The organism is Massilia sp. 01N410, assembly GCF_056399665.1.
Window position 1 is genome coordinate 26,446 of the sequence record NZ_JBFTRV010000014.1, and the last position, 23,802, is coordinate 50,247.

The following is a 23,802-nucleotide window of genomic DNA, read 5'->3' on the forward strand; positions in this document are numbered from 1 at the left end:
TCAAGTCTTACTGAATGCTCATTGGATAATGAACTCGGTGAACAGGACGTCCGAGACATCCTGGTCGTCGCCGTGCGACTCGAAGGGTGTCTTGACCGCGGCCAGGATTTCGCCGGCCAGCTGCTGCTTGCCTTCGACCGTGTTGATCTCGGACGCCTTCTTGCCGGACAGGAGCAGCAGAACGCGGCTGCGCACCTTGGCCATGTTCGCCTTGATGAGCTCGGCCTGCTCGGCGCCGACGACCTGCAGCGTGAACGCGACGCGCAGGTACTGGTCGCCGTTTTCCGGCTGCAGGTTGACGGTGAAGGGCTCGATCGCCAGGTATTCCGGCGGCGCTTCCTTCTTGCCCTTCTTCTTGCTGCCGTGGTCCTTCTTGGCCGGCTCGGCCGCTTCGGCGCCGCCGCTGCCGTGCAGGAAGTACCAGCCGCCGCCGCCGCCCAGGCCCAACACGAGCACGGCCGCGCCGATCATGATGAACAGCTTGCTCTTGCCGCCCGCTGCCGGCGCCGCCGCTGCATCCGCTTTCGGATCAGCTTTCATTTTTGGATTCGCTTTCAAGATACCTCGGTCCCGCTGTGGTTCGTCCCGTCATTATGTCATTATCGGGAAAAAGTGAGCAGGAGCAATGATTGAAAAGAGGGGAGATCGGGGGCTATCTTGTTGTTTCTTAGGCGAACGTGTCGACCATGCCGCGATTGCCGAGCGTTGCGGTGCGGGTGACTGGACGGGCGCTCGCATCCTCGGTTCCGCTGCTGCTTTCGCCACGGCCGCGGCCATTGCCGGCGAAGCCGCCGCTATTGCGCGCCGCCTGCTGCTGGGCCTGGCCGCTGTCCGGCATGCCGGCGTTGACGGTGGCGCTGCCCAGCGCGATACCGCTCTCGCTCATCATTTCGCGCAGGCGGGGAAGGGCGTTCTCGAGGGCCTGGCGCACTTCTTCCTGGTTCGCGGAGAAGGCCACGCTGGCCTGGTCGTTGGTTACCGACAGCACCACCTGCAGCGGACCGAGGTCCGGCGGGTTCAAGGTCAGCGAAGCGGTCTGCTCTTCGCTGCCGACCATGTAGACGACCTTCTGGCCGACCTGGTTTTCCCAGGCATCGGTGCCGACCCGTGCGCTCAGTCCTTCGGCGGCGCCGGCGGCGGCCTGCACGGCTTCCATCACGGCCGGCTGGGCCTGGGCCAGCGCGGCGACGGCGGCCGCCGGTTCGCGGGCCGCGGCGGTCTCGCGCGCCTGCAGCAGGCTGAGTTCCGCGGTATCGATTTGCGGCTCGGCCTGGCCTTTGCCGGCGGTGGCCGCCAGGGCCGCGCGCAGGTCGGCGCCCAGCTTGCCCCCCGCATCCACAGCCGCGCTCTTGTCGTCCGCGCCGAGGGCGGCGCCGGCGGCGGCCAGGGCCGGGTTGCGCAGGGCCGCGGTGTCGGAGAAGGCTTTACCGGCGGTGGTGGCAATGCCGGCGCCGTCCTTCGACACTGACTTCATCGCCGCCTGCAAGGCGGCCAGCTGGGCGGCGTCGCCGCGCTTGCCCTTGCCGGCGGCGCCGCCCAGGGCGTCGTAGGCCTGGGCCGCGGCGTCCGTGGCGGGCAGGGCTTTCGCATCCTTTGGCTGCTGCAGGCTTGCCATCAGGGCCAGCATGGCGCTGGCCGGATCGCCGGCCTGGCCCGATTGCGCATTGTCCTTGCCATCCTGGCTGTCCGCATCGTCGCTGTCCCTGGCTTCGGCGGTCTTGTCGGCATCGGCCGGCTGCGCGGCTTGCTCCGGTTTCGAGGCTTCCTGCGCGCCGGCGCCCGCGTCGGGCTGGGCCGGCTTGTCGGCGGCATTGGGCTTCGGCGCCTCCGTCTTCGGGGCGGGCGCGGGCGCGGGGCTTGGCGCTGGCTGGCGCAGCTCCATCTCGTTCGACAGCATGGAGCTGAACTGGGCGCCGTCGCTGCCGGCGGAAGCGCCGTTGCGCTGGGCCGGCGCCTGGGCGTTGGTGTTCAGCTGGATCGGAAGGGAATTGGTCTGCATCGTTGTCTCGTTCAGCGTTTCATGCGTGCGGTGCGGGCCGCGAAGTCGTCCATCGTCTTCTGGTCGCGCCTGGTCTCGATCGCCAGCGCCTGGGCCGCCGCGCGTTCGTTCAGGGTGCGGTAGGAGAGGCGTTTGCGCTCGCTCTCCTGCAAGGCCTTGCGTTCGGTGTCGGCCTTGTATTCGGCATGCTTGATCACTTCGTGCTGGCCGTTGATCGCGTTGTCCAGCTTGCCCAGGAAGGCCACGAAATTCGCGTAGGCGAAAGGCGTGATCCCGTTCATCTGGGCCTGGTCCAGGCGGTCCGCGTAATCCTGGCGGTAACCCAGCAGCATCTGCAGCTTCTGTTCGGCTTCCTCGACCGCCTTCAGTGCCACCCCCAGGCGCTTGGCACGGTTGTCCGACTCGCGCTGTGCGAGGTCGACGAGGGTCTGGAGTGCGGAGGGGTTGGCCATGGTACGTCAAGTATATCGGCCGCGGGCTTCGCTCAATCAGCCGAACAGAGAGGTCAATTCCCCCAAGCTCTGCAGCATATTGGCGTTGTCGTGGATTTCCTGGCACAGGAAGGCCTCGATGCGCTCGTGCAGGACGATCGCCTTGTCCAGCACCGGATCGGTGCCGGCCACGTAGGCGCCCACGCTGATCAGGTCGCGCGAGCGTTCGTAGCGCGAGTACAGCTGCTTGAGCGTGCGCGCCGCCTGCTGGTGCTCGCGCGAGGTGATGTTGTGCATCGCGCGCGAGATCGATTGTTCGATGTCGATCGCCGGATAGTGGCCGGCTTCGGCCAGGCTACGGTTCAGGACGATGTGGCCGTCCAGGATACCGCGCGCGGCGTCGGCGATCGGGTCCTGCTGGTCGTCGCCCTCGGACAGCACGGTGTAGAAGGCGGTGATCGAGCCGCCGCCTTCCTGGCCGTTGCCGGCGCGTTCCACCAGTACCGGCAGCTTGGCGAACACCGAAGGCGGATAACCCTTGGTGGCCGGCGGCTCGCCGATCGCCAGCGCGATCTCGCGCTGCGCCTGCGCGTAGCGGGTCAGCGAATCCATGATCAGCATGACATTCTTGCCCTCGTCGCGGAAGTGCTCGGCGATGGCGGTGGCGTAGGACGCGCCCTGCATGCGCAGCAGCGGCGGCGAGTCGGCCGGCGCCGCCACCACGACGGAGCGGGCCAGGCCTTCCTCGCCCAGGATCTGCTCGATGAATTCCTTCACCTCGCGTCCCCGTTCGCCGATCAGGCCGACCACGATCACGTCCGCCGTGGCGTAGCGCGCGATCATCCCCAGCAGCACCGACTTACCGACGCCGGTACCGGCGAACAGGCCGAGACGCTGGCCGCGGCCGACGGTGAGCATCGAATTGATGGCGCGGATGCCGACGTCCAGGGTGTCCGAGATCGGTGCACGCTCCAGCGGGTTGATCGGGCGCGCGTTCAGCGGGCCCATCTCGGTGCTGTCGAGCGGACCCTTGCCGTCCAGCGGGCGGCCGGCGCCGTCGACCACGCGGCCCAGCAGGCCCCAGCCTACCGGCAGGTGGCGCGCGCGGTCCATCGGGCGGCGGCGCGGGTGATCGACGCTGCCGGGCTTCGGCACGCTCGGCTCGACCGGGAACACGCGCGAGCCGGGCACCACGCCTTCGACGTCGGATTGCGGCATCAGGAACAGGCGCTCGCCCTCGAAGCCGACCACTTCGGCCTCGATGCGCGCACCCGATGCCACCGGAATGGTGCAGGCGCTGCCCACCGCCAGCTTGAGGCCGACGCACTCCATCACCAGGCCGGCCACGCGGGTGACGCGGCCCGAGACCTGCATCGGCTCGACGAAATCGAGCACGTTGCCGCAGTCCTTCAGGTAGGACTTCCAGCGCGTGGTGTGGCGGTCACTCACCCAACCACTCCACGTTGCGGCCCAGCGCATGCGCCAGGCGCTGCCAGCGCGATCCGATCTGGGCGTCGATCTGGTTGCTGGCGGTGTCGATGCGGCAGCCGCCGCGTGCGACCTGCGCGTCTTCGACGATGCGCCAGCCGGTCTTTTCGAGTTCGTGGCCGATGCTGCCGCGGACGATCAGGGCGTCTTCCGGATGCAGGACCAGCAGGGCAGGCTGCTGCAGGGTCGGCAGGTAGTCGACCGCTTCGCGCACCACCGGCAGGATCAGTTCGGGGCGCACTTCGAAGGCGGTGCGCACCATGTTCTTCGCCAGGTGCAGGGCCAGTTCCAGCACGTCGGCGGCGATGGCTTCGTCGGCCTGGGTGACAGCGTTGCCGAAGTCGGCGGCGATGCCCTGCAGGTGGCTCAGTTCGGCGGCGGCTTCGGCGCGGCCCTGGGCCAGGCCGTCTTCGTAGCCGCTGGCGTGGCCGGTGGCGAGGCCGGCTTCATGGCCTTCGGCATAACCCTGCTGGCGCGCCGCTTCGCGGATCGCCTCGAGTTCCTCTTCGCCGATTGCCGGCACCATGGGGGACGGCACGGCTTCCAGCGCGCGCTGGGCGGCCAGTGCCTGGGCCTGGGCTTGCGCGGCGGCGGCTTCGGCCGCCTGGCGTTCGGCGACCCTGCTTGCGCGGTCGTCGCCGAAGGAGGTCATTTCCCAGCGCTTGAACATGGGCTGGACGTCTTTCGAGTTCACCATCAGACGAACGAGTCCTCACCCTTGCCGCCCAGGACGATCTGGCCTTCGTCGGCCAGGCGGCGGACGATCTGCAGGATCTGCTTCTGCTGGGATTCCACTTCGGACAGGCGCACCGGTCCCTTCGAATCGAGGTCTTCGCGCATCATCTCGGCCGCACGCTGCGACATGTTCCTGAAGACCTTCTCGCGCAGATCCTGCGAGGCGCCCTTCAGTGCGATGATCAGCATCTCGGACTGCACTTCGCGCAGCAGCAGCTGGATGCCGCGGTCGTCGATGTCGATGATGTTATCGAACACGAACATCTCGTCCATGATCTTCTGGGCCATGTCGTTGTCGTAGTTCTTGATGTTTTCCATGACCGAGCTTTCCTGCTCGCCGCTCATGAAGTTCAGGATCTCGGCCGCGGTGCGCACGCCGCCCAGCGAGGACTTCTTGATGTTCTCGTTGCCCGACAGGAGCTTGGTCAGCACGTCGTTCAGCTCGCGCAGGGCGGCCGGCTGGACGCCGTCCAGGGTCGCGATACGCAGCACCACGTCGTTGCGCAGGCGGTCGGTGAAGTATGCCAGGATCTCGCAGGCCTGGTCGCGCTCGAGGTGGACCAGGATGGTGGCGATGATCTGCGGGTGCTCGTTGCGGATCAGTTCCGCCACCGAGGGCGAGTCCATCCACTTCAGGCTTTCGATGCCGGAGGCGTCCTTGCCGCCCAGGATGCGGTTCAGCAGCACGGCGGCCTTGTCGTCGCCGAGCGCCTTGGTCAGCACCTGGCGGATGTACTCGTCCGAGTCCAGGCCGACGGTCGACTGCAGGTCGACGCGTTCGCGGAATTCGCCCAGCACGGTGGTCACTTCCTCGTGCTGGACCGCCTTCATCTGCGCCATTGCCGCGCCCAGCTTGAGCACTTCGCGCGGGCCGAGGAACTTCATGACCTCGGCCGCTTCGGATTCGCCCAGGGCCAGCATCAGGATGGCCGCCTTGTTGACGTTGTCTTTGTCTTTGTCTTTGTCGCTCATGTCTTATTCGGCGCCCAGCCATTCCTTGATCACGTTTGCCACGATGCGCGGGTCGTTCTGCGCAAGGGTCTTGGCCATCTCCAGGTTGCTCTTGTAGACGATGACCTGCTTCTGTGCTTCCGCTTCGCGCGTAATGCGTGCGATTTCATCGTGGTCCGGCTCCGGTTCCGGCTCCGGTTCTTCCGGTTCCGGCTCCGGCGGCATCTCGACCGCCTGGTCGAATTTCTTCATCACCGGCTTCATGATCGGACGCAGGATGCGGTACCAGAGGAACAGCAGCACCAGCGCGATGAACACCCACTTCGCGACGTCCTTCGCCATCGGCAGGTTGTTCGGGTCCTTCCACCAGTCCGGGGTGACGTCGGCCGGCTTGTCGACGCCGTCGAACGGGGCGTTGGCCACGTTCAGGGTGTCGCCGCGCGCCTGGTTGTAGCCCATCGCCTGCTTGACCAGTTCGTTGATCTGGGCGACTTCGGCCGCGCTGAGCGGCTTGATCACGACCTTGCCGGTCTTCGGATCGACGCTGCGGCGGTAGTTGACCACCACGCCCACGGTCAGGCGCTTGATGCCGCCCATCGGCTTCTGCTCGAAGCGCAGGGTCTTGTCGACTTCGTAATTGGTGGTGGCGTTCTTGCTGGTCGGGGCGGCGGCCGCTGCCGCATTGCCGGTCTGCTGGCCGGCGCTTGGGGCGGCGCCGTCGATCGGAGCGGTGGCCACGCCCGGCGGCTGGTTCGACAGCGCGCCCGGGATGCCGGACGGGTTCTGGCTGCCCGGACCGGTCGACTCCGAGGTCTGCTGGCTGCGGATCGCCTGCGGTTCCGGCGGCGAATTCGGCTTGTACAGCTCGGCGGCGGTGTCGACCTGGGCGAAGTCCACTTCGGCGGTCGCCTCGGCGCGCACATTGTTCTGGCCGACGATCGGGGCGATGATCGACTCGACCTGCTTGACGATGTTCTGCTGCAGCGCCTCGACGTACTTCAGCTGGTTCGGATCGAGCTGCTTGCCGTTCTTGGCGCTGGTGTCGGAAAGCAGGGTGCCGTTCTGGTCGACCACGGTCACGTTGGACGGGGTCAGTTCCGGCACCGACGATGCCACCAGGTGCACGATGGCGCTGACCTGGGCCTGGTCGAGGGCGCGGCCCGGCTGCAGGTTGAGCAGCACCGAGGCGGTGGGCTTCTGCTGGTCGCGCACGAACACGGAGGGCTTCGGCAGGGCCAGGTGCACGCGCGCCGACGACACCGCCGACACCGACTGGATCGAATTCGCCAGCTCGCCTTCCAGCGAGCGCTGGTAATTGACCTGCTCGACGAACTGCGAGGTGCCCAGCTTCTGGTTCTCGAGCAGCTCGAAGCCGACGTTGCCGGCACGCGGCAGGCCCTGGGCGGCCAGCTTCAGGCGCACGTTATGCACCTGCTCGGCCGGGATCAGGATCGCGGTGCCGCCTTCGGAAAACTTGTACTTGACCCCCATCTGGTCGAGCGACGCGGTGATCGCGCCGCCGTCGCGGTCGCTGAAGTTCGAGAACAGCACCTTGTAGTCGGGCGCCGAGCTCCACAGCCAGATCGCGGCGATGACGGCCATGGCGGCCGCGATGGCGCCGCCGATGACGACTTTCTTGCCCATCGGGGTTTCCCAATACTTCGGCTTGGGTTCGGCGTGGGCGCCGAGATCGTCGTCGAGGAGGGGTTCCGCTGCTGTTGCCATGGTTGGTGGTCGGGGATGTAGGGTAGTTGAACGCCATTATGAAGCCGTACGGCAACATCCAATACCGGGAAAAGGGGGGTGTTTACGGTGCTGCTCAAAGGCAGGCCTTGCTGGGGCGCTGATATTCTGACAGCCTGAATGAACCTGTTTTCAAGAGGCGGACATGAATATCGGCGGAATCGACAGCAGCCGTATCGAAGCGATGATGGCGCAACTGAAGGCGGCAGCCACCAGGCCGGCCATGCCCTCGGCGGGCTCCGCGGCATCGGCGCTGGCTTCCGGCGGCGTGGGCGGGATCGGCGGGATCGGCGGCCTGGGCAAGACGGGCGGCGCGGAAGGCGTCGAGTCGTCGTCGAAGGTCAGCTTTTCGGATGCGCTGAAAGCCCAGCTGGACAACGTCAGCAAGGCCCAGGACCAGGCCGACGAGATGGGCAAGAAGTTCGCCGCCGGCGACGATTCGGTCAGCCTGTCCGATACGATGATCGCAATGCAGAAGGCCAGCATCACCTTCCAGGCGACCGTGCAGGTGCGCAACAAGCTGGTGTCGGCCTATCACGACATCATGAACATGCAAGTCTAAAATTCGGGGTCAGAGCACTTTTTGGGACAAATTCGGGGTCAGAGCACTTTTTTGCGCAATGCCCTTTCGGCAATAAAAAACAGGCCGCTGTCGTCGCCCCCGCTGGGGCGCCGGAACAGCGGCTTTTTTGTTGACGGAGCAAAATTGATCAAAAAAGTGCTCTGACCCCGAATTTCAGCCAAAAAGTGCTCTGACCCCGAATTTCAGCGGGTCAGACCAGGCCGGCCAGGCGGGCGTTGCGTTCGCGCTCGAGCTTGGTGATGTAGCGCTGCACGGCGGCGAGGTTGCCGCGGGAGATGTCGACGAACTGGCAGCCGAGGCGGCGGTTGGTCTTGTTGTTCAGCAGAGTCATGTCCAGCGAGTTGCGGATCTGCAGCGAGGTCATGACCGGGCCGATGTCCGGCAGCTCCAGGCGGCAGCCGACGTAGGTTTCGCCGATGGTGGTGCCGAGCACCTGTTTGTTGTCGAGGATGGCGATGCCGCCGCAGCTGATGTCGGCCAGCGGGAAGGTCTCGAGCTTGCCGCCCAGTTCGGCGGCCAGGGGGATGGTCACGCGCACCGGATTGCTGACCGGGGTCGCCATCCGGTAGAACTCGCGGCGCTGCAGGCGGATCAGGCTGGCGGGGATGTTGGCGCGCACCGCGGTGCCGCCGTCGTAGCTGATCTCGCGCAAGCCGTCCGCGCCGAACAGGATGCGGATCTTGTCGAGCGAGGTTTCGCAGCGCACCGTGCCGGCGGCGACGATGCGTTCGCTCTGCTCGCGGCTGACCGGGCGGTCGAGCACCATGGTATTGGTGTCCGGATCGACGTCGAGGATCGAGGTGACGCAGACGTCGGCCTCGCCCCGGATCAGCACGCGGACGAGCTGGTTCTTTTCGGCGATCTGGCGCAGCAGTGCGACGATTTCCCTGCGCGACTCCACTTCATAGTCGTGCCAGGCTTCAAGTTCGGCATCAGTGATTGCTTGCATCTGTTCCAACCGGTGATTCTTCTGGTTGCAGGAGTCGCTTCGTGTCCGGGGGCGGGGATAAGGCCTGGCCGGTAGCTTGCGCTGACTCAATATAATAAAGCCATGCCAACAGTTCGGCAATGGCGCGATAGAGAAGGGGTGGAATCTGCCGGTCGAGGTCGACTTCCATGAGCAGCGCCACCAGTTCCTTCGACTCGTGCACGAACACGCCGGCGCCGCGCGCGCGTTCGATGATCTGTTCGGCGACCAGGCCCTGGCCCTTGGCCACCACTTTCGGCGCCGGATCGCCGGTGCCATAGGCCAGCGCCACCGCATGCTGGCGGCGGCTGTTATCGGCGCTCGTCATCGCCGTGGATCGCCAGGGTGTTCAGGGGCGTGCCGGCGGCGGCCAGGGCGTCGGCCAGGCGGCCGCTGCCGGCTTCCAGCAGGACGCGTGCCGATTCCGGCGCGTCGAGGCGGATGTGCAGCTGGTCGCCGGTCAGCACGACCTGCGCCTTGACCTCGCCCAGCTGTCCGAAGCGCAGCCGCAGGCTGCTTTGCCAGCTGCCGCGGGCGCCATCGCCGTCGCCATCGCCGTCATGCCGGCCCGGCTCGCGTTCGGGCGCGTCGCGCTCGATCTCCCAGCGCAGCTCCTGGCCCGGCCACAATTGGCCCTGCCAGGCCACGCGCGCCTGCTCGTGGGCGTTCAGTTGCTGGTTGATGAGCTGGGCGGTGGCCGGATCCGAGGGCGGCGGCATGCCGCGCGCCTGCGGTTCGGCGGCCAGGTCGGCCAGCGGACGCGCGCCCTGTGCCCACTCGGCGACGTGCGCCTCGTAGAACAGGCCGCTCTTCGCGAGCCCCTCCTGCAGCGCAGCCGCGACCCGGGCGGCGTCCGCGCTCGGCGCCGCCAGCAGCGGCGTGCGGCCGGCGACTGCCGCCGCCGCGCCATCCTTCTGGGCCGCGGCGATCACCTCGCCCAGCAGCTTGCCGGCGGCGCTGATCGACGCATGTTCGGTATCGGCGCCCGCCTCGGGCAGCCTGGCCGCCGCCAGGCTGGTGGCCAGCATGGCGGCGGCACGGACCGGCGCCGCTTCGCCGCCGCCGATCCAGGACAGCGGCAGCGCCTGCCGGAAGTCGCCCTCGGCAGGCGCGGGCCGGGTTTCGGCAAAGGCGCTGCCCTGGCCGGTCTGGAGCTGGAAGGTGGGACGCGGGGTCAGCGCCACCAGGGTCAGCGGCAACTGGGTGCCGAGCTGGGTGCCGGGCGGCAGGGAAAGGCGTGCGGCCAGGTCGTTCATGCGCACGACGAAGCTGCCGTCGGGCAGGCGCGCCAGCACCTGGGCCTGCAAGGATTTGCCCAACAGGCTGGCCAGCGTGGGCTGGCCCGCCTGCTGGCGGGGTTGGCCGGTCGCCTCGATGCCGGCGACCGGCACGGTCTGGCCGACCGGATTCGCGCCGGTGGAAGTGAGGCGCGTGGCCATTTCCGCCTCAGACGCCTCCGTAGGCGTTGACCAGCCTGCGCTGGGTGGTGGTGCTGTTGATCATCGCCGACAGCTTTTCCATCCACGGCATGGTGAGGTCGCGGATGTGGCGGTCGGCATCGAGGATCTTCTTGATCAGCTCCACCTTGCGCTGGCGTCCTTCAGGGGCGAGGGCCACCTCGCCGCTGTCGCGCAGGCGCGCCACGTGGAGGGTGCACGCCTGCTCGAGTTCGACCAGGCGGTCCCACTGGGCGCTGCGGGCGGCGCTCAGCATTTCGCCGGTGATGCGCTCGAGCGTCTCGTAGGTCGACAGCATTTCGTCGCCGGTCATCATCAGGCGCTCGCCAGGATCGGTGCCGCGTTCGGGACTGCCGCAGGCGCCGCCGGCGTCTTGCCGATCGAGGCCCAGGCGTCGCGCAGGTCGACCAGCAGGACCTGCACTTCATCCAGCATGTCCACCGAGTTCTTCAGGTTGGCCTGCAGCAGGCGGTCGGTCATGTAGCCGTAAAGACCGTCCAGGCTGTTGGCGATGTCGCCGCCGGCCTTCTTGTCCAGGCTGGCGCGCAGGCCGTCGTTGACGATCTCGATGGCGCGCGAAATCGATGCGCCTTTTTCCTGGATCTTGCCTGCCTTCATATGGAGGCGTGCGGAGTGGATCGCGGCGAGTGCGCCGTCGAACAGCAGGACGATCAGCTCATGGGGCGACGCGGCGACCACCGAGGTCTCCAACCCTACCTTGGCGTAAGCTTGCACGCCGCGTGGCGTCATTCCAAACATCTTGAACCTCCGTGTGAAACTTTTCGATTTGAACGGACTGTAATGTACCTAGTTAACGGCCGGATTCATCCGAACTTAAGAGCAATGAATCCCTGCTATTTCACTGCTTGGCCGGGTTTGTCATAGTGTCAATCCCGTCGCGCACCTGCGCCAGCACCGCGCTCCAGGGCTCGCCGCGCCGCTGGCGGATCAGGCGCGCGCGCGGATACCAGGGGCTGTCGCTGCGATCCAGCAGCCAGCGCCAGTCGGTGGCGGCCGGCAGCAGGATCCAGACCGGCTTGCCGAGGGCGCCGGCCAGGTGGGCGATGCTGGTGTCGACGGTGATGACGAGATCCATCGCCGCGCACAGCGCCGCCGTGTCGCCGAAGTCGGCCAGGCGCGCGCCGAAGGTGCGCACCGGGCTGGCGGCGAGCGGGGCGGCATCCTCGGGACGGTGGCGGTCCTGCAGCGAGACGAAGTCGCAGGCCGGGCTCAGGATCTCCGCCAGCGTGGCGAAATCGATGCTGCGCCGCTGGTCGTCCCTGTGCTCCTGGCTGCCGCGCCAGGCCAGGCCCACGCGCGGTCTGTCCGCCGGTCCGAGCAGGGCGGTCCAGGCGGCGGCCCTGGCGGCATCGGCCCGCAGGTAGGCCGGCGGTGCGGGGATGGTTTCGAGCGCGCTGCCGAAAGCCAGCGGCAGCGACATCAGCGGGCAGTGGTAGTCGAACGGCGGCAGCGCATCGCCGCGCGCCAGGACCATGGCCGGTCCGGCCAGCGTGCGCATCAGGTTCACCAGCGTGGGCGGCACCTCGAGGATGACGCGGGCGCCGCGCGCCGCCGCCAGCGTGGCGTAGCGGCAGAACTGCAGGGTGTCGCCGAGGCCTTGTTCGGCGTGCAGGAGTATGGTCTTGCCGCCCAGGTCCTGTTCCCCCAGCCACAGCGGCTGTACAAAGTCACGCCGCTGGCGCGACACCGACAGGTGCGAGACCCGCCAACGCCACTCGTAGCCGCGCCAGCCTTCCGCGAAGCGGCCGTGGCGGAGATGGAGCAGGGCCCGGTTCCAGTGGGCCTCGGCATTGCCGGGCTGGAGCCGCAGCGCCGAGTCGAAGCTGTGCAGGGCGTCGTCGTGGCGTCCGAGTTCCTGCAGGACGGCGGCGCGGTTGTTCCAGGCCTGGCCATCGTCCGGCTGCAGCGCCAGCGCCTGGTCGTAGCAGGCGAGCGCCTCATCGAAGCGGCGCAGCGCCTGCCAGGTGTTGCCATAGTTGTACCAGGCGTCCACATTGGCGCGGTCCAGCTCCAGCGCCCGCGCATAGCTGGCCAGCGCTTCCTCGAGGCGGCCGCCCGCCTTGAACACATTGCCCAGGTTGCCGTGCAGCGCCGAGACGCCGTCGCCGGTCTCGCGGGCGGCCAGCAGGAATTGCTCCGCCGTGGCGAGGTCGCCGGCCTGCCAGGCGAGGATGCCGATGTGGTGCAGCAGGTCGAACTGGCCCGGCTGCAGCAGCAAGGCCTGCTCATAGGCGGCCAGGGCCTGGCCCAGCGCGCCCTGGCGATGCAGCGCGAGTCCCTGTTCGAACAGATGCGCGGCCCGCGGATCGATGAAGCCGCTCATCTGGGGCCGCCCGCCAGCGCATCGAGGTCGGCGCGCACCCGGGCCAGCACGGCGCTCCAGTCCTCGCCGTATCCCTGGCGGACCAGGCGCGCGCCCGGATACCAGGGGCTGTCGCCGCGCTCCAGCAGCCAGCGCCAATCCGGCGCATACGGCAGCAGGATCCAGACCGGCTTGCCGAGGGCGCCGGCCAGGTGGGCGATGCTGGTGTCGACCGTCACCACCACGTCCATGACGGCGCACAGGGCGGCGGTGTCGCCGAAGTCGTGCAGCTGCGCGCCGAAGTCGCGCACCGCGCCGGCGGCGAGGGCCGCCGCATCGCTCGCGCGGACCTCCTTCTGCAGCGAGACGAATTCGCAGGCCGGCGTGAGCGCCTGCGCGAATTCGGCGAAGGCGATGCTGCGGTGATGGTCGTTCGTGTGGTCCGGATTGCCGCTCCAGGCCAGGCCGGCGCGCACGCGGGCGGCCGGGCCCAGCAGCGTATTCCACTGTGCGATCCGCTCGGGGGCGGCGCGCAGGTAGGAAGGCGCGGCCGGGATGGTGGCGAGTTCGGTGCCGAAGGCCAGCGGCAGGCTCATCATCGGGCAGTGGAAGTCGAAGTCGGGCAGCGCCTCGCCACGCGCCAGCACGCGCGCCGTGAAGCTGGACTGCGAGCCGGTCAGCGAGCCGGACAGCAGGCCCACCAGCGCCGGCTGCACCTCCAGGATCACGCCGGCGCCGCGCGCCGCCAGCAGGCCGGCATAGCGGGCCATCTGGATCGTGTCGCCCAGGCCTTGTTCCGCCCACAGCAGGATGGTCTTGCCCGCCGGGTCCTGCTCGCCCAGCCACAGCGGCTGCTCGAAGCGCTGCAGTTCGCCGTCCTGCATCAGCTGGTCGACCTTCCAGCGCCATTCGTTACCCTGCCAGCCTTGCACCAGGCGTCCGCGCAGCAGCGCCAGCAAGCCGAGGTTCCAGTGTGCGGCGGCGAGTTCCGGATCGAGTCCGATGGCGTGCTCGAGGTCGGCCTGGGCCGCATCGAGGCGTCCCAGGTCCTTGAACAGCTTGGCGCGGTTGACGTAGGCGTCGGCGTAGTCCGGGCGGCAGGCCAGTGCCCGCGTGAAGCTGTCCAGCGCGGCCTCGTGCCGGCGCAGCCGCAGCAGCAGGTTGCCGCGGTTGTTGTGGGCTTCGGCGTGTTGCGGTTGCAGCTTCAGCGCGGCATCCAGGCTTTCCAGTGCGGTATCGAAGCGGCCCATCTCATCGAGCGCCCTGGCGCGGTTCACGAGGGCGTCGGCATAGTCCGGGCGGCAGGCCAGTGCGCGCTCGAAGCTTTTCAGCGCCGCTTCCTTGCGCCGCTGGCGCATCAGCAGGTTGCCGCGATTGTTGTGGGCTTCGGCATGTCCCGGCTGCAGCCCGAGCACGGCGTCGATGCTGGCCAGCGCTTCCGCCAGCAGCCCGAGCTGCTGCAGCGCCACGGCGCGGTTGTTCCAGGCCTGCACCAGGCCGGGATCGAGCGCGAGCGCCCTGTCGTAGCCGGCCAGCGCTTCCTCGTGACGGCCCAGCGCCAGCAGGGTGTTGCCGCAGTTGTAATGAGCGTCCGTGTATTCCTGGTCGATTGCGAGCGCCTGCGCGTAGGCGGCCAGCGCCGCCTCGTGGCGGCCGCAGGCCTTCAGGACGTTCCCGAGCGCGTTCCACACCGCCACCGCGCCGCCGTCGATCTCGAGGGCGGCGTACTGGAATTGTTCCGCGGTGGCGTAGTCGCCGGTCTGGTAGGCGAGGATGCCGATGTGGTGCAGCACCTCGGCGTAGCCTGGCTGCAGCTGCAGCGCCTGTTCGTACGCCGCCAGCGCCTCGCCCAGCGCGCCCTGGCGGTGCCACTCCAGGCCCTGGGCGAACAGCCGCTCGGCCCGCGCTTCGATCGGGCCGCTCATGGCCGGTTTTCCGCCAGGGCGTCGAGGTCGGCGCGCACGCGCGCCAGCACGGCGCCCCAATCCTCGCCGAGCTGCTGGCGGTACAGGCGCGCACTCGGATACCACGGACTGTCGCTGCGTTCCACCAGCCAGCGCCAATCGGCCGCATAGGGCAGCAGGATCCAGACCGGCCGGCCCAGCGCGCCGGCCAGGTGGGCGATGCTGGTATCGACCGCCACCACCACATCCACGGCGGCGCACAGGGCGGCGGTGTCGGTGAAGTCGTGCAGCAGTTCGCTGAGATCGCGCACCGCGCTGTCCGCGAGCAGCGGCAGGTCGGCTTCGCGATGCTCCTTCTGCAGCGAGACGAATTCGCAGGCCGGCGTGAGCACGCGCGCGAATTCCTCGAATGGGATGCTGCGGTTGTGGTCGTTCTTGTGGACGGGGTTGCCGCTCCACGCCAGGCCCACGCGCGGACCGCGGGCAGGGCCCAGCAACTCACGCCAGCCGGCTTCCCGGACGGGGTCGCTGGACAGGTAGGCGTCCGGGGCCGGAATCGTGGCAAGGGTGGTCTTGAACGCCAGCGGCAGGCTCAGCAGCGGGCAATGGAAATCGAAGGCCGGCAGCGCGTCGCCCTTGGCGATCACCTCGGCGGCGCCGGACAGGGGCTGTATCAGCTTCACCAGCGGCCGCTGGACTTCGACGATGACGCGCGCGCCGCGCGCCGCCACCATCGGCACGTAGCGGCAGAAGTGCAGGGTGTCGCCCAGCCCCTGCTCGGCATACAGCAGGATGGTCTTGCCCGCCAGGTCCTGCTGGCCGAGCCACAGCGGCTGGGGGAAGTCGCGGTTTTCGCGGAACACCGCCAGGTGCTCGGCTTTCCAGCGCCATTCGTAGCCGTCCAGGCCCTGGCCGAATTCACCCATCCGCATGCACACCAGCGATTTGTTCCAGTGGGCGGCGACGAAGTCTGGCTTGAGCTCGATCGCCTTGTCGAATTCGCGCAGCGCGGCATCGAACTGGCCGATGCCCTCGTACAGGTTGCCGCGGTTGTTGTAGATCATCGGCTCGTTCGGGTTCAGCGCGATCGCGATGTCATAGCTGGCCAGCGCGCCTTCCGTGTCGCCCATGTCCTGCAGCAGATTGCCGAGGTTGAGATGACCGCTGATTTCCTTCGGGGCGATCCCGATCGCGCGGGCCAGGCTCGCGCGGGCCGCGTCGTGGCGGCGCAGCCTTTGCAGGGCGATGCCATGCCCGACCAGCGCGTTGTAGTGCGCCGGCGCGAGCGCGAGCGCGCGCTCGTAGGCTTCCACGGCCTCCTCGCAACGGTCCAGTTCGCGCAGCGTATTGCCGCGCACGACCTGGGAATCGGCGTCATCGTCTTCCTTCAGGGCGATCGCCTTGTCGAAGCTGGCCAGCGCCGCTTGATACGCTTTCCGGCGATGCAGCAGCAGGCCGCGGTGGAGGTGGGCCAGGCGGTTGTCGGGATCGGCGGCGATCGCCGCCTGCAGGCACTCCAGCGCCTCGTCGTGGCGGTCGCATTCCATCAGGAGCCGTCCGCGCTCCAGCTGGGCCTCGGCATAGGCGGGCCTGAGCGTGGCCGCTCGTTCGTAGGCGGCCAGCGCGCCGTCGTGGTCGCCGCGCGCGCGCAGCAGGTCGGCCTTGCGCTTGTGGGTTTCGGGTACCTCGGGCCCCAGCGCCAGCGAGCGCGCGTAGCTTGCCTGCGCCTGCTCGTAAAGGCCCAGTGCGGCCTGGTTGGCAGCGAGGTTCGACCAGCCGTCCGCGTAATCGGGCTGGATCCCAATGGCGGTCTCGAAACTGCGCATCGCCTCGTCGCGGCGGTGCAGGTAAACCAGGATGTTGCCGCGGTTATTGTGGGCGGCCGCCAGGCCGGGCGCCAGGGCCAGGGCCTGGTCGACGCTCGCGAGCGCCGCGTCGTAGCGTTTCAGGTCCTGCAGCACGACCGCGCGGTTGTTCCAGCCCGAGACGTCGCCCGGCAGCAGCGCCAGCGTGCGCTCGTAGCTCTGCAGGGCGTCCTCGAGCCGGTCGAGGCGCCGCATCACGTTGCCGCGGTTGTAGTGCGCATCCGCATTCGCATCGTCCAGCCGCAGGGCTTCGTCGTAACAGGCCAGTGCCGCGGCATGCTGGCCGAGGGCCTGGTACACATTGCCCAGGTTGCCATAGGCGGTCGACACCTGGGGATTGCGCTCGATGGCGGCGCCGATGAACTGCAGGGCGATGTCGTGATTGCCCGCATGATAGGCCGCGATGCCGATGTGGTGCAGGGCGTCGAAATGACCCGGCTCGCGCTGCAGTGCCTGTTCGTACAAGTGGACGGCCGTGCCCAGGTCGCCGCGGCGGTGCGCGTCCAGTCCCTGGGCGAAGAATTCGTCGGCTTGGCTCGGTGGTGCTTGGTCGATGGTGTGCATGCGCGGGATGTCCAGTTAAAGAAAACGCCGGCGCTGACGAAAACGGCAACAGCAGCGCGGGCGAGTTTTGACAGCCAGCATTGTAGCGAGAGGCAGCGAAGATTTATTGCCCGTTGTAATCGTGAAAGCGCCCTTAATTCAAGGGTTTGCACGATGGAGGGTGTAGCAGGGAAATCATGAAAAGTTGGCCATATCCAACTTTTTTTAAAAAATACCCTCAAGCTTTTTCGAAGCACTCCGTTAAAGAAATCAACCCCGCTGAACAAGCGACGAACCAACAAACGAACTTACCAAGCCGTACTCTGATAACAGGAGAACCACCATGTCCGTCATTAACACCAACCTGGCTTCGCTGAACGCACAACGCAACCTCGGCACCTCCGCCAACGACCTGTCGACCTCGCTGCAGCGCCTGTCCTCGGGTCTGCGTGTGAACAGCGCCAAGGACGACGCGGCCGGACTGTCGATCGCCACCAAGATGGACTCGCAGATCCGCGGCATGACCGTGGCAGCGCGTAACGCCAACGACGGCATCTCGCTGATCCAGACCGCTGACGGCGCACTGTCGAACATCTCCGACGCGCTGCAGCGTATCCGCGAACTGGCGGTGCAGGGCTCGAACGGCACCAACGGCACTGCCGAATGGAGCAACATCAACACCGAAGTCCAGTCGCTGAACACTGAAATCGGGCGTATCTCGACCGACACCAAATTCAACGGTGCAGCAGTGCTGAGCGGCACCGCCGCCACCAAGGACATCCAGGTCGGCGCCGATACCGGCCAGAAGATCACCATCAGCTTCGGCTCCGACACCGCCTTTGCCGGCATGACCATCGGTGCGATCACCGACGGCGCCTCCGCAACGGCAGCCCTGGCCCAGGTCGACAGCGCCCTGAGCGCACTGAATACCGAGCGCGCTTCGCTGGGTACTGCGCAGAACCGCATGGGCTACGCGATCAACAACCTGAACAGCTCGATCGAAAACCAGTCGGCCGCCAAGAGCCGCATCATGGATACCGACTTCGCTGCTGAAACCGCCAAGCTGACCCGCGCCCAGATCCTGCAACAGGCCGGTACCGCGATGCTGGCCCAGGCGAACCAGGTGCCGAACGGCGTGATGAGCCTGCTGCGCTGATCGAACGTTATAATTCGGATAGGAAAGCTGAGCGAGGTGTTGCGGAAACACCTCGCCTAGCGTCGTTTTGGAAAGGAGTGTCGTGATGCTGAATCCCTTATCTGGTAGCGTACAGGCTGCGCCCGGGAACGCAGCGGCGCCGGCGTCCAATTCGCCATCCAGGGGGGCGCCGGCTGCACCGGGCGCCAACGCCGGCAACCAGGGATCGGCGCCGGCTCGCGATGCGGTGGAAAACGCGGTCGGCAAGCTGAACGAGAATCCGCAGTTCACCGCCCAGGGCCTGCGTTTCTCGATCGACGAGGAAAGTGGCAAGACGGTGGTCAAGATCGTCGACACCTCGACCCAGGAAGTACTGCGCCAGTTCCCGAGCGCGGAGGCGCTGGCGCTGGCGCACTCGATCGACAAGATGCAGGGCCTGCTGTTGCGGGAAAAAGCATGATGGGCGCCTAGCGCCCTTTTTTCTTTTGATAAGGACACACGATGGCAATCGTTTCGACCGGTATCGGATCAGGTCTGAACATCGAATCGCTGGTCACCCAGCTGATGCAGGCCGAGAGCACGCCGCTGACCCAGCTTCAGGCCAAGGAAACCAGCTACAAGTCGAAGCTGTCGGCCTTCGGTACGCTGAAAAGCGCGATTTCCTCGTTCCAGACGGCCGTCAAGTCGGTCACCGGTACTTCGCTGGCTGCGCTGACCGCCGCTTCCAGCGACGAAACCATCATGAAGGCCAGTACGCCTGCAGGCGGCGGCGCCACCGCCGGTACGTATGCCATCGAAGTCAGCAAGCTGGCCACCAGTGACAAGCTGAGTTCGGCCGGCGTCGATCCCACCAAGATCTTCAGCCCGGCGAACAGCTCGATGACGATCAGCGTCGGCAGCGGCAACCCCGTCAACATTCCCCTCGACGATTTCTCGATGTCGGGACTGGCGAGCGCGATCAACGGCGCCGATGCCGGCGTGACCGCCACCGTCATCAACGACGGCACCATGAACCACCTGGTGGTCACGGCCAAGGATACCGGTTCGGCCAACACCGTGAAGATCGCGGCCACCGGCAGCGTGGCCCAGTTCGATAATACCGATCCGATGACGACCACGATGAGCTGGCAGCAGAAGGCCGGCGACGCTCAATTCACGGTCGACGGAATGCCCGTGGTCAAGTCGTCCAATACCGTGACCGACGCGATCAAGGGCGTGACCCTGAACCTGGCCAAGACCAATGTCGGCGCTCCGGTCAATGTGACGGTCGCCAAGGACTCGGACACGATCAAGAAGAACGTCCAGGGCCTGATCGACGCCTACAACAAGATCGCGAGCACGGTCGGCAACCTGACTTCGTACAACACCTCGACCAAGACCGGCGCCGTGCTCAACGGCGACTCGTCGGCGCGCGGCATCCTGAGCCAGCTGCGCAGCGAACTCGGTAAGGCGACATCGGATGCGGGCGACCTCAAGAACCTGTCCGACATCGGCATCGTGTTCCAGCGCGACGGCACCTTGATGCTGGAGAAGCCCGACAAGCTGCAGAAGGCGATCGACAGCAACTTCGACAACCTGAGCAAGCTGTTCTCGTCGACCAGCGGCGTCGGCACCCGCCTGACCGCCCTGACCACCGACATGCTGGGCTCGAAAGGCGTGATCCAGACCCGCACCGACGGCATCAACGACACGCTCAAGCGCATGAGCGACCAGGAAAGCACGATCCAGGACCGCCTGACGCAGACCGAAGCGCGCTACCGGAAGCAGTTCAACGCGCTCGACACCGCGATGGCCAACATGAAGAGCACCAGCAACTACCTGGCCACGCAGCTGGCCTCGCTGTCTTCCTCTTACTAACCGTCTAGCTGTCGGCGATCACCACGCGGTTCTTGCCGCTGGTCTTGGCCTTGTACATCGCATTGTCGGCGCGCGCCATCAGCGCGGCCTGATCCTCGTTCTGGCGGCGCAGGGCCACGCCGCAGGAGAAGGTGATCAGCATCTTCTCGTTCTCGTGCAGGAAGAAGTGCCTGGTCAGCTCGCGCTGCACCCGCACCATCGCCGCGCTGGCGGCTTCCACAGTCGTCTCCGGCAGCAGGATCAGGAACTCCTCGCCGCCGAAGCGCGCAATCACGTCCATCGAGCGCAGCGTGTCCTTGACCACTTTCACCAGATGGCGCAGGGCCTTGTCGCCGGCCAGGTGGCCGTAGGTATCGTTGAGCTTCTTGAAATTGTCGAGGTCGAGCAGGGCGACGCACAACGGCGTGCCGCGGCGGTCGGCGCGCGCGCTTTCGCGCTCGAACACGTCGTCCAGGCCGCGCCGGTTCAGGCTGCCGGTCAGCTGGTCTTCGCGCACCAGTTCGCTCATGTGCTGCAGCTTCGCTTCCAGGTCCTTGATGCGCGCTTCCGCTTCCTGCACCTCCTGGTGGGCGGCCAGCATGCGGTCGCGCGAGGCCAGCGCCTCGGCCTGCACCGCGCGGGTCTCGCGCAGCACCTCTTCCAGCACCAGGTTGAGTTCCTCGATGTTGGCGGCGGCGCGGATGCGTTCCGAGAAGCCGCCGATCTTTTCCTGGTAACTGCCGGTCGAGGCCGCCACCGAGCCGAGCCGGTCGATGAAGGTCATCATCATGTTCTTCATGGTCGACTTGACGTCGGCGATGCCGGTCTTCAGCTGGCCCTGCTTGTAGATGACGTCCTTCAGGCTGCGCGTCGCGTCTTCCAGCGCGCGCGCGTCGAGCGGACCGGAAATCAGGTCCTGGACTGCGGCGATCTGGCCGCGCATCCAGCTGTCGTCGTCCAGCAGTTCGCTGACGTTTTCCAGCAGCAGCTTGAACAGGCGCAGCAGCAGCTCCTGCTGCTCGCCGCTGTCGCCGCTCTTCAGTTCGATCTGGTAGCAGAGTTCCTTCAGGCGTGCGCCGATCTCGTGCAGCGCCGCCTCGTCGTGCGCGGTCCTGACGGCGGCGCCCAGCGATTCGGCCTCGCCGGCCAGCGGCGACGCCGCCGGCAGCAGGGCGGCCACGGCGAAGCTCAGGGTGCGGCTGAGCAGGTCGCGCATCAGCTTGGCTTCGGCGTTCTCGACGCCCAGCGCCATCACCGGATGGGTGTGGCGGCGCAAGTGCTTCTCGGCCAGCTGCGACAAGGTGCGCGCATAGCCGTCCCAGTCGCGCTGCTTGACCGCGCGGTTCAGGCGGGTGCCGAACTCGGCCAGTTCGCCGGGCGTGTCGGCGAGACGGTAGGCAAAGCCGGACAGCACGTTTTCCGCGCCCGGGTCCGGCTCGGGAGCCGGGGCGGCAGGCGGCGCCGCGGGCAGGGCGAGGCCGGCGATCTCGTTATAGATCTCGCGGTAGGCGTCGGGCGTGGGCGCGATGCGCCGCGTCGCCAGGCGGCGAAAGGCTTCCCGGGCGATCTCGGCCGGGTTCAGGGGAGAGCTGGACATGTGCGACGTTGCTACTTCGAATAGTTATTATCGCCATCGTAACGCTGTTTCCTGATGTCGATCGATCGAAAAAACACCGGAATACCACTCAGTTATGCGGAATGTATTGACATGGTGGCAAGTTCCTGGTCAATCAGTCAATGAGCTGATTGCGGATGGCGTAATGGGTCAGCTCGGCGCTGGTCTTGAGCTTCATTTTCGACAACAGGCGCGAGCGGTATTCGCTGACCGTCTTGACCGACAGCGACAGTTCCCTGGCGATCTCGCTGACCGTCTTGCCGGAGGCGATCATCGTGAGCGTCTGGTATTCGCGGTCCGACAGGGTGTCGTGGACCGGCTTCTCGTGGTCTTCGCCGAGCTGGGCCGCCAGCACCTGGGCCAGCTGGGCGCTCACGTAGCGCTGGCCGCCGGCCACCTGGCGGATCGCATTGACCAGCTCGCGCGGCGCGCTCTGCTTGGTCAGGTAGCCGGAGGCGCCCGCCTTCAGCGAGCGGATCGCGTACTGGTCCTCCCGGTGCATCGACAGCATCAGCACTGCCAGCTCCGGTTTGTCGTCCTTGATCTGCTTGAGCACTTCGATGCCGTTGCGGTCGGGCAGGGAGATGTCGAGCAGGAGCACGTTGCAGCGCGACTTGCGGAACAGCTTGACGGCGTCAAGGCCGGTCTCGGCTTCGCCGACGACGGAAATGTCGCGTTCCTCGGCGAGGATCTGTTTCAGGCCGGCACGCACGATGGCGTGGTCGTCGGCGATAAAAACGCGGATGCTGGCTTTTTCTGTCATGCTCGGGTTAGTTCGGATTGCAGCCTGATCTTGACGACCACCATCGTGCCGCCGCCGGGCGCGGGCGACAGGTTCAGGGTGCCGCCCAGCGCACGGGCCCGCTCGCTCATGCCGCGCAGCCCGAAGGAGTGCGGCTTGACGCGGTCGGCCGGGGTGATGCCGCGGCCATTATCGCAGATGGAGAGGGTCAGGTGCTGGCGCTGGCGGCGCAGGGTCACCGTGACCCGGGTGGCGTGGGCATGCTTGGCGATATTCGTCAGCGCTTCCTGGAAGATGCGGAACAGGGCGCTGGCGCGGTCCGGGTCGAGTTCGCCCTCGATTTCCTGGCCGTCGGCGGCGCCGTCGATACGCACGACGCAGGCGATGCCCATCTGCTTCTCGAACTCGCGCGCCTGCCATTCCAGCGCGGCAACGATGCCCAGGTCCAGCGTCGACGGCCGCAGGTCGAGCGAGATCCGGTGCACGGCCTCGATGGTGCGGTCGACCAGGCTGTCCAGGTAGTCGGCCTTTTCCTGCAGCACCTTTTCCTGCGGCAGGCGCGCTGCCAGCATGGCCAGCGCCATCTTGATCGCCGTGAGGTTGCCGCCGAGATCGTCGTGGATCTCGCGCGCGATGCGGGTGCGCTCCTGTTCCTTGACCTGCTCGATGTGCTCGGTCAGCTCGGCCAGGCGGGCGCGCGAGCGGCGCGTCTCTTCCTGTTCCAGCTTGCTGGCCGTGATGTTGGTCATGATGCCGTCCCACTGCATGCCACCGCCGTCGAGCGGGGACGGGGTGGCGCGCAGGTTGATCCACTTGACGTCGTTCCAGGTGTCGTTGATCCGGATCCTGCCTTCCCAGTTCCAGGCGCTGCCGTTCGCCTTCGAGGCCAGCATCGCGTCCTGGTAGCTCTTGCCGTCTTCGGGCAGGATCAGTTCCGGGAAGCGCGTCGGATCCTGCTGCAATTCGCTCACCGACAGCCCGAGCAGGGCGCCGCAGCCCTCGCTGAGGTAGGGAAAGGCGCTGCTGCCGTCCGGGTGCAGCACGAACTGGTAGACCAGTCCCGGTGTATGGTCGACCACTGCGTTGAAGCGCGCCTGGTACTGCTGCAGGGCAGTGCTGGCGGCGTGGGCGAGCGACTGGTCGTCGCCGATCGCCAGGAACAGCGAGCGGCCGTCGCGCAGGATGCGCAGGAAGCATAGCTTGATCGGATAGCGGCTGCCGTCGGCGCGCAGGAAACGGGTAGCCAGGCTGACCTGGGCGCCGACTTCCGGACCCAGCGAGGCCAGCAGTCCTTCGAGTTCGGCCCGGTCCAGCGCGGGGGCGAGGTCGAGCGGCGTCATCGCGTTCAGTCGGGCCAGGTCGTGGCCGAGGTTCTGGCGCGCCGCCTGGTTGACGTCGACCAGCAGCAAGGTGTCGGCATCGATCAGGTAGATCTCGGTGGCGGCGGCCTGCATGGCCGGGGCCAGTTTCGTCTCATTGTTCATC

General features: G+C 67.0%; 22 protein-coding genes. 4 read left to right on the forward strand and 18 right to left on the reverse strand.

The window, feature by feature from the left end:
- Nucleotides 1–18: 18 nt before the first annotated feature.
- The 7 genes from fliL to fliF form a co-directional block, all read right to left on the reverse strand.
- Nucleotides 19–540: a flagellar basal body-associated protein FliL gene (fliL, locus tag AC1DOP_RS18275; RefSeq protein ID WP_442122359.1), complete on the reverse strand. Its 522-nt coding sequence runs from the start codon at nt 538–540 to the stop codon at nt 19–21.
- Nucleotides 541–667: 127 nt separating this feature from the next.
- Nucleotides 668–1,999 (reverse strand): flagellar hook-length control protein FliK, encoded by a 1,332-nt coding sequence (locus AC1DOP_RS18280; RefSeq protein WP_442122360.1) that lies wholly within the window; start codon nt 1,997–1,999, stop codon nt 668–670.
- Nucleotides 2,000–2,010: 11 nt separating this feature from the next.
- The gene (gene fliJ, locus AC1DOP_RS18285) at nt 2,011–2,451 is read right to left on the reverse strand and encodes a flagellar export protein FliJ (protein ID WP_442122361.1); all 441 of its coding nucleotides are present in this window, start codon (nt 2,449–2,451) and stop codon (nt 2,011–2,013) included.
- Nucleotides 2,452–2,487: 36 nt separating this feature from the next.
- Nucleotides 2,488–3,909, reverse strand: a complete 1,422-nt coding sequence (gene fliI / locus AC1DOP_RS18290; protein WP_477252620.1) for a flagellar protein export ATPase FliI — start codon at nt 3,907–3,909, stop codon at nt 2,488–2,490.
- Nucleotides 3,872–4,615, reverse strand: coding sequence for a flagellar assembly protein FliH (locus AC1DOP_RS18295; RefSeq protein ID WP_477252622.1), 744 nt, complete (start codon nt 4,613–4,615; stop codon nt 3,872–3,874). Before AC1DOP_RS18295 ends, fliI begins: the two co-directional genes overlap by 38 nt.
- Nucleotides 4,615–5,625: a flagellar motor switch protein FliG gene (gene fliG, locus AC1DOP_RS18300; protein WP_442122364.1), complete on the reverse strand. Its 1,011-nt coding sequence runs from the start codon at nt 5,623–5,625 to the stop codon at nt 4,615–4,617. Before fliG ends, AC1DOP_RS18295 begins: the two co-directional genes overlap by 1 nt.
- 3 nt (nt 5,626–5,628) lie before the next feature.
- Nucleotides 5,629–7,329 carry a flagellar basal-body MS-ring/collar protein FliF gene (fliF, locus tag AC1DOP_RS18305; RefSeq protein ID WP_442122365.1) on the reverse strand — a complete coding sequence of 567 codons (1,701 nt, stop codon included), beginning with the start codon at nt 7,327–7,329 and terminating at the stop codon, nt 5,629–5,631.
- 163 nt (nt 7,330–7,492) lie between these two features.
- Here fliF and fliE point away from each other — a divergent pair, with 163 nt between their 5' ends.
- Complete coding sequence (gene fliE / locus AC1DOP_RS18310) at nt 7,493–7,909, forward strand: flagellar hook-basal body complex protein FliE (RefSeq protein WP_442122366.1); 417 nt, start codon at nt 7,493–7,495, stop codon at nt 7,907–7,909.
- A gap of 211 nt (nt 7,910–8,120) precedes the next feature.
- Here fliE and AC1DOP_RS18315 read toward each other — a convergent pair whose 3' ends face one another.
- The 8 genes from AC1DOP_RS18315 to AC1DOP_RS18350 all read right to left on the reverse strand — a co-directional run bounded on the left by AC1DOP_RS18315 (nt 8,121) and on the right by AC1DOP_RS18350 (nt 17,010).
- The gene (locus tag AC1DOP_RS18315) at nt 8,121–8,879 is read right to left on the reverse strand and encodes a flagellar brake protein (RefSeq protein ID WP_477252625.1); all 759 of its coding nucleotides are present in this window, start codon (nt 8,877–8,879) and stop codon (nt 8,121–8,123) included.
- Nucleotides 8,863–9,225 carry an EscU/YscU/HrcU family type III secretion system export apparatus switch protein gene (locus AC1DOP_RS18320; RefSeq protein ID WP_442122368.1) on the reverse strand — a complete coding sequence of 121 codons (363 nt, stop codon included), beginning with the start codon at nt 9,223–9,225 and terminating at the stop codon, nt 8,863–8,865. Before AC1DOP_RS18320 ends, AC1DOP_RS18315 begins: the two co-directional genes overlap by 17 nt.
- A complete protein-coding gene (gene fliK / locus AC1DOP_RS18325) occupies nt 9,209–10,336 on the reverse strand; it encodes a flagellar hook-length control protein FliK (protein WP_477252627.1) in 1,128 nt (375 codons plus the stop codon). The genes AC1DOP_RS18320 and fliK overlap by 17 nt, the downstream gene beginning before the upstream one ends.
- A 7-nt stretch (nt 10,337–10,343) precedes the next feature.
- Entirely contained in the window at nt 10,344–10,670 is a 327-nt protein-coding gene (locus AC1DOP_RS18330) for a flagellar protein FliT (protein ID WP_477252629.1), read from the reverse strand.
- Nucleotides 10,670–11,104 (reverse strand): flagellar export chaperone FliS, encoded by a 435-nt coding sequence (fliS, locus tag AC1DOP_RS18335; protein WP_442122371.1) that lies wholly within the window; start codon nt 11,102–11,104, stop codon nt 10,670–10,672. Before fliS ends, AC1DOP_RS18330 begins: the two co-directional genes overlap by 1 nt.
- Before the next feature lie 109 nt (nt 11,105–11,213).
- Nucleotides 11,214–12,698 (reverse strand): tetratricopeptide repeat protein, encoded by a 1,485-nt coding sequence (locus tag AC1DOP_RS18340; RefSeq protein WP_477252631.1) that lies wholly within the window; start codon nt 12,696–12,698, stop codon nt 11,214–11,216.
- Complete coding sequence (locus AC1DOP_RS18345; protein WP_477252633.1) at nt 12,695–14,602, reverse strand: tetratricopeptide repeat protein; 1,908 nt, start codon at nt 14,600–14,602, stop codon at nt 12,695–12,697. Before AC1DOP_RS18345 ends, AC1DOP_RS18340 begins: the two co-directional genes overlap by 4 nt.
- On the reverse strand, nt 14,599–17,010 hold the full coding sequence (locus tag AC1DOP_RS18350) for a tetratricopeptide repeat protein (protein WP_477252635.1): 2,412 nt from the start codon (nt 17,008–17,010) through the stop codon (nt 14,599–14,601). The genes AC1DOP_RS18345 and AC1DOP_RS18350 overlap by 4 nt, the downstream gene beginning before the upstream one ends.
- A gap of 322 nt (nt 17,011–17,332) precedes the next feature.
- Between AC1DOP_RS18350 and AC1DOP_RS18355 the strand changes: the two genes are divergently transcribed.
- The 3 genes from AC1DOP_RS18355 to fliD all read left to right on the forward strand — a co-directional run bounded on the left by AC1DOP_RS18355 (nt 17,333) and on the right by fliD (nt 19,981).
- Complete coding sequence (locus tag AC1DOP_RS18355) at nt 17,333–18,145, forward strand: flagellin N-terminal helical domain-containing protein (RefSeq protein ID WP_442122375.1); 813 nt, start codon at nt 17,333–17,335, stop codon at nt 18,143–18,145.
- An 85-nt stretch (nt 18,146–18,230) separates the two neighbouring features.
- On the forward strand, nt 18,231–18,584 hold the full coding sequence (locus AC1DOP_RS18360) for a flagellar protein FlaG (RefSeq protein ID WP_442122376.1): 354 nt from the start codon (nt 18,231–18,233) through the stop codon (nt 18,582–18,584).
- 41 nt (nt 18,585–18,625) lie between these two features.
- A complete protein-coding gene (fliD, locus tag AC1DOP_RS18365; RefSeq protein ID WP_442122377.1) occupies nt 18,626–19,981 on the forward strand; it encodes a flagellar filament capping protein FliD in 1,356 nt (451 codons plus the stop codon).
- Nucleotides 19,982–19,985: 4 nt separating this feature from the next.
- On the opposite strand, the gene AC1DOP_RS18370 is transcribed toward fliD, so the two are convergent.
- From AC1DOP_RS18370 to AC1DOP_RS18380, 3 genes are all read right to left on the reverse strand, one after another.
- Nucleotides 19,986–21,557, reverse strand: coding sequence for a GGDEF domain-containing protein (locus AC1DOP_RS18370; RefSeq protein WP_477252639.1), 1,572 nt, complete (start codon nt 21,555–21,557; stop codon nt 19,986–19,988).
- Nucleotides 21,558–21,690: 133 nt separating this feature from the next.
- Nucleotides 21,691–22,338, reverse strand: coding sequence for a response regulator (locus AC1DOP_RS18375; RefSeq protein ID WP_442122379.1), 648 nt, complete (start codon nt 22,336–22,338; stop codon nt 21,691–21,693).
- Nucleotides 22,335–23,801, reverse strand: a complete 1,467-nt coding sequence (locus AC1DOP_RS18380; protein WP_442122380.1) for a sensor histidine kinase — start codon at nt 23,799–23,801, stop codon at nt 22,335–22,337. Before AC1DOP_RS18380 ends, AC1DOP_RS18375 begins: the two co-directional genes overlap by 4 nt.
- Between the last annotated feature and the right edge of the window lies 1 nt (nt 23,802).

Bases quoted from the DNA above. Each gene is read 5' to 3' on its own strand.
- fliL (WP_442122359.1), bottom strand. From the start codon at position 540: ATGAAAGCTGATCCGAAAGCGGATGCAGCGGCGGCGCCGGCAGCGGGC.
- fliF (WP_442122365.1), bottom strand. From the start codon at position 7,329: ATGGCAACAGCAGCGGAACCCCTCCTCGACGACGATCTCGGCGCCCAC.
- AC1DOP_RS18375 (WP_442122379.1), bottom strand. From the start codon at position 22,338: ATGACAGAAAAAGCCAGCATCCGCGTTTTTATCGCCGACGACCACGCC.
- AC1DOP_RS18320 (WP_442122368.1), bottom strand. From the start codon at position 9,225: ATGACGAGCGCCGATAACAGCCGCCGCCAGCATGCGGTGGCGCTGGCC.
- fliE (WP_442122366.1), top strand. From the start codon at position 7,493: ATGAATATCGGCGGAATCGACAGCAGCCGTATCGAAGCGATGATGGCG.
- fliG (WP_442122364.1), bottom strand. From the start codon at position 5,625: ATGAGCGACAAAGACAAAGACAAAGACAACGTCAACAAGGCGGCCATC.
- AC1DOP_RS18315 (WP_477252625.1), bottom strand. From the start codon at position 8,879: ATGCAAGCAATCACTGATGCCGAACTTGAAGCCTGGCACGACTATGAA.
- fliD (WP_442122377.1), top strand. From the start codon at position 18,626: ATGGCAATCGTTTCGACCGGTATCGGATCAGGTCTGAACATCGAATCG.
- AC1DOP_RS18345 (WP_477252633.1), bottom strand. From the start codon at position 14,602: ATGAGCGGCCCGATCGAAGCGCGGGCCGAGCGGCTGTTCGCCCAGGGC.
- AC1DOP_RS18340 (WP_477252631.1), bottom strand. From the start codon at position 12,698: ATGAGCGGCTTCATCGATCCGCGGGCCGCGCATCTGTTCGAACAGGGA.
- fliS (WP_442122371.1), bottom strand. From the start codon at position 11,104: ATGACGCCACGCGGCGTGCAAGCTTACGCCAAGGTAGGGTTGGAGACC.
- AC1DOP_RS18380 (WP_442122380.1), bottom strand. From the start codon at position 23,801: ATGAACAATGAGACGAAACTGGCCCCGGCCATGCAGGCCGCCGCCACC.
- AC1DOP_RS18280 (WP_442122360.1), bottom strand. From the start codon at position 1,999: ATGCAGACCAATTCCCTTCCGATCCAGCTGAACACCAACGCCCAGGCG.
- AC1DOP_RS18295 (WP_477252622.1), bottom strand. From the start codon at position 4,615: ATGGTGAACTCGAAAGACGTCCAGCCCATGTTCAAGCGCTGGGAAATG.
- AC1DOP_RS18355 (WP_442122375.1), top strand. From the start codon at position 17,333: ATGTCCGTCATTAACACCAACCTGGCTTCGCTGAACGCACAACGCAAC.
- fliK (WP_477252627.1), bottom strand. From the start codon at position 10,336: ATGGCCACGCGCCTCACTTCCACCGGCGCGAATCCGGTCGGCCAGACC.
- AC1DOP_RS18350 (WP_477252635.1), bottom strand. From the start codon at position 17,010: ATGCACACCATCGACCAAGCACCACCGAGCCAAGCCGACGAATTCTTC.
- fliJ (WP_442122361.1), bottom strand. From the start codon at position 2,451: ATGGCCAACCCCTCCGCACTCCAGACCCTCGTCGACCTCGCACAGCGC.
- AC1DOP_RS18330 (WP_477252629.1), bottom strand. From the start codon at position 10,670: ATGATGACCGGCGACGAAATGCTGTCGACCTACGAGACGCTCGAGCGC.
- AC1DOP_RS18370 (WP_477252639.1), bottom strand. From the start codon at position 21,557: ATGTCCAGCTCTCCCCTGAACCCGGCCGAGATCGCCCGGGAAGCCTTT.
- fliI (WP_477252620.1), bottom strand. From the start codon at position 3,909: ATGCGCTGGGCCGCAACGTGGAGTGGTTGGGTGAGTGACCGCCACACC.
- AC1DOP_RS18360 (WP_442122376.1), top strand. From the start codon at position 18,231: ATGCTGAATCCCTTATCTGGTAGCGTACAGGCTGCGCCCGGGAACGCA.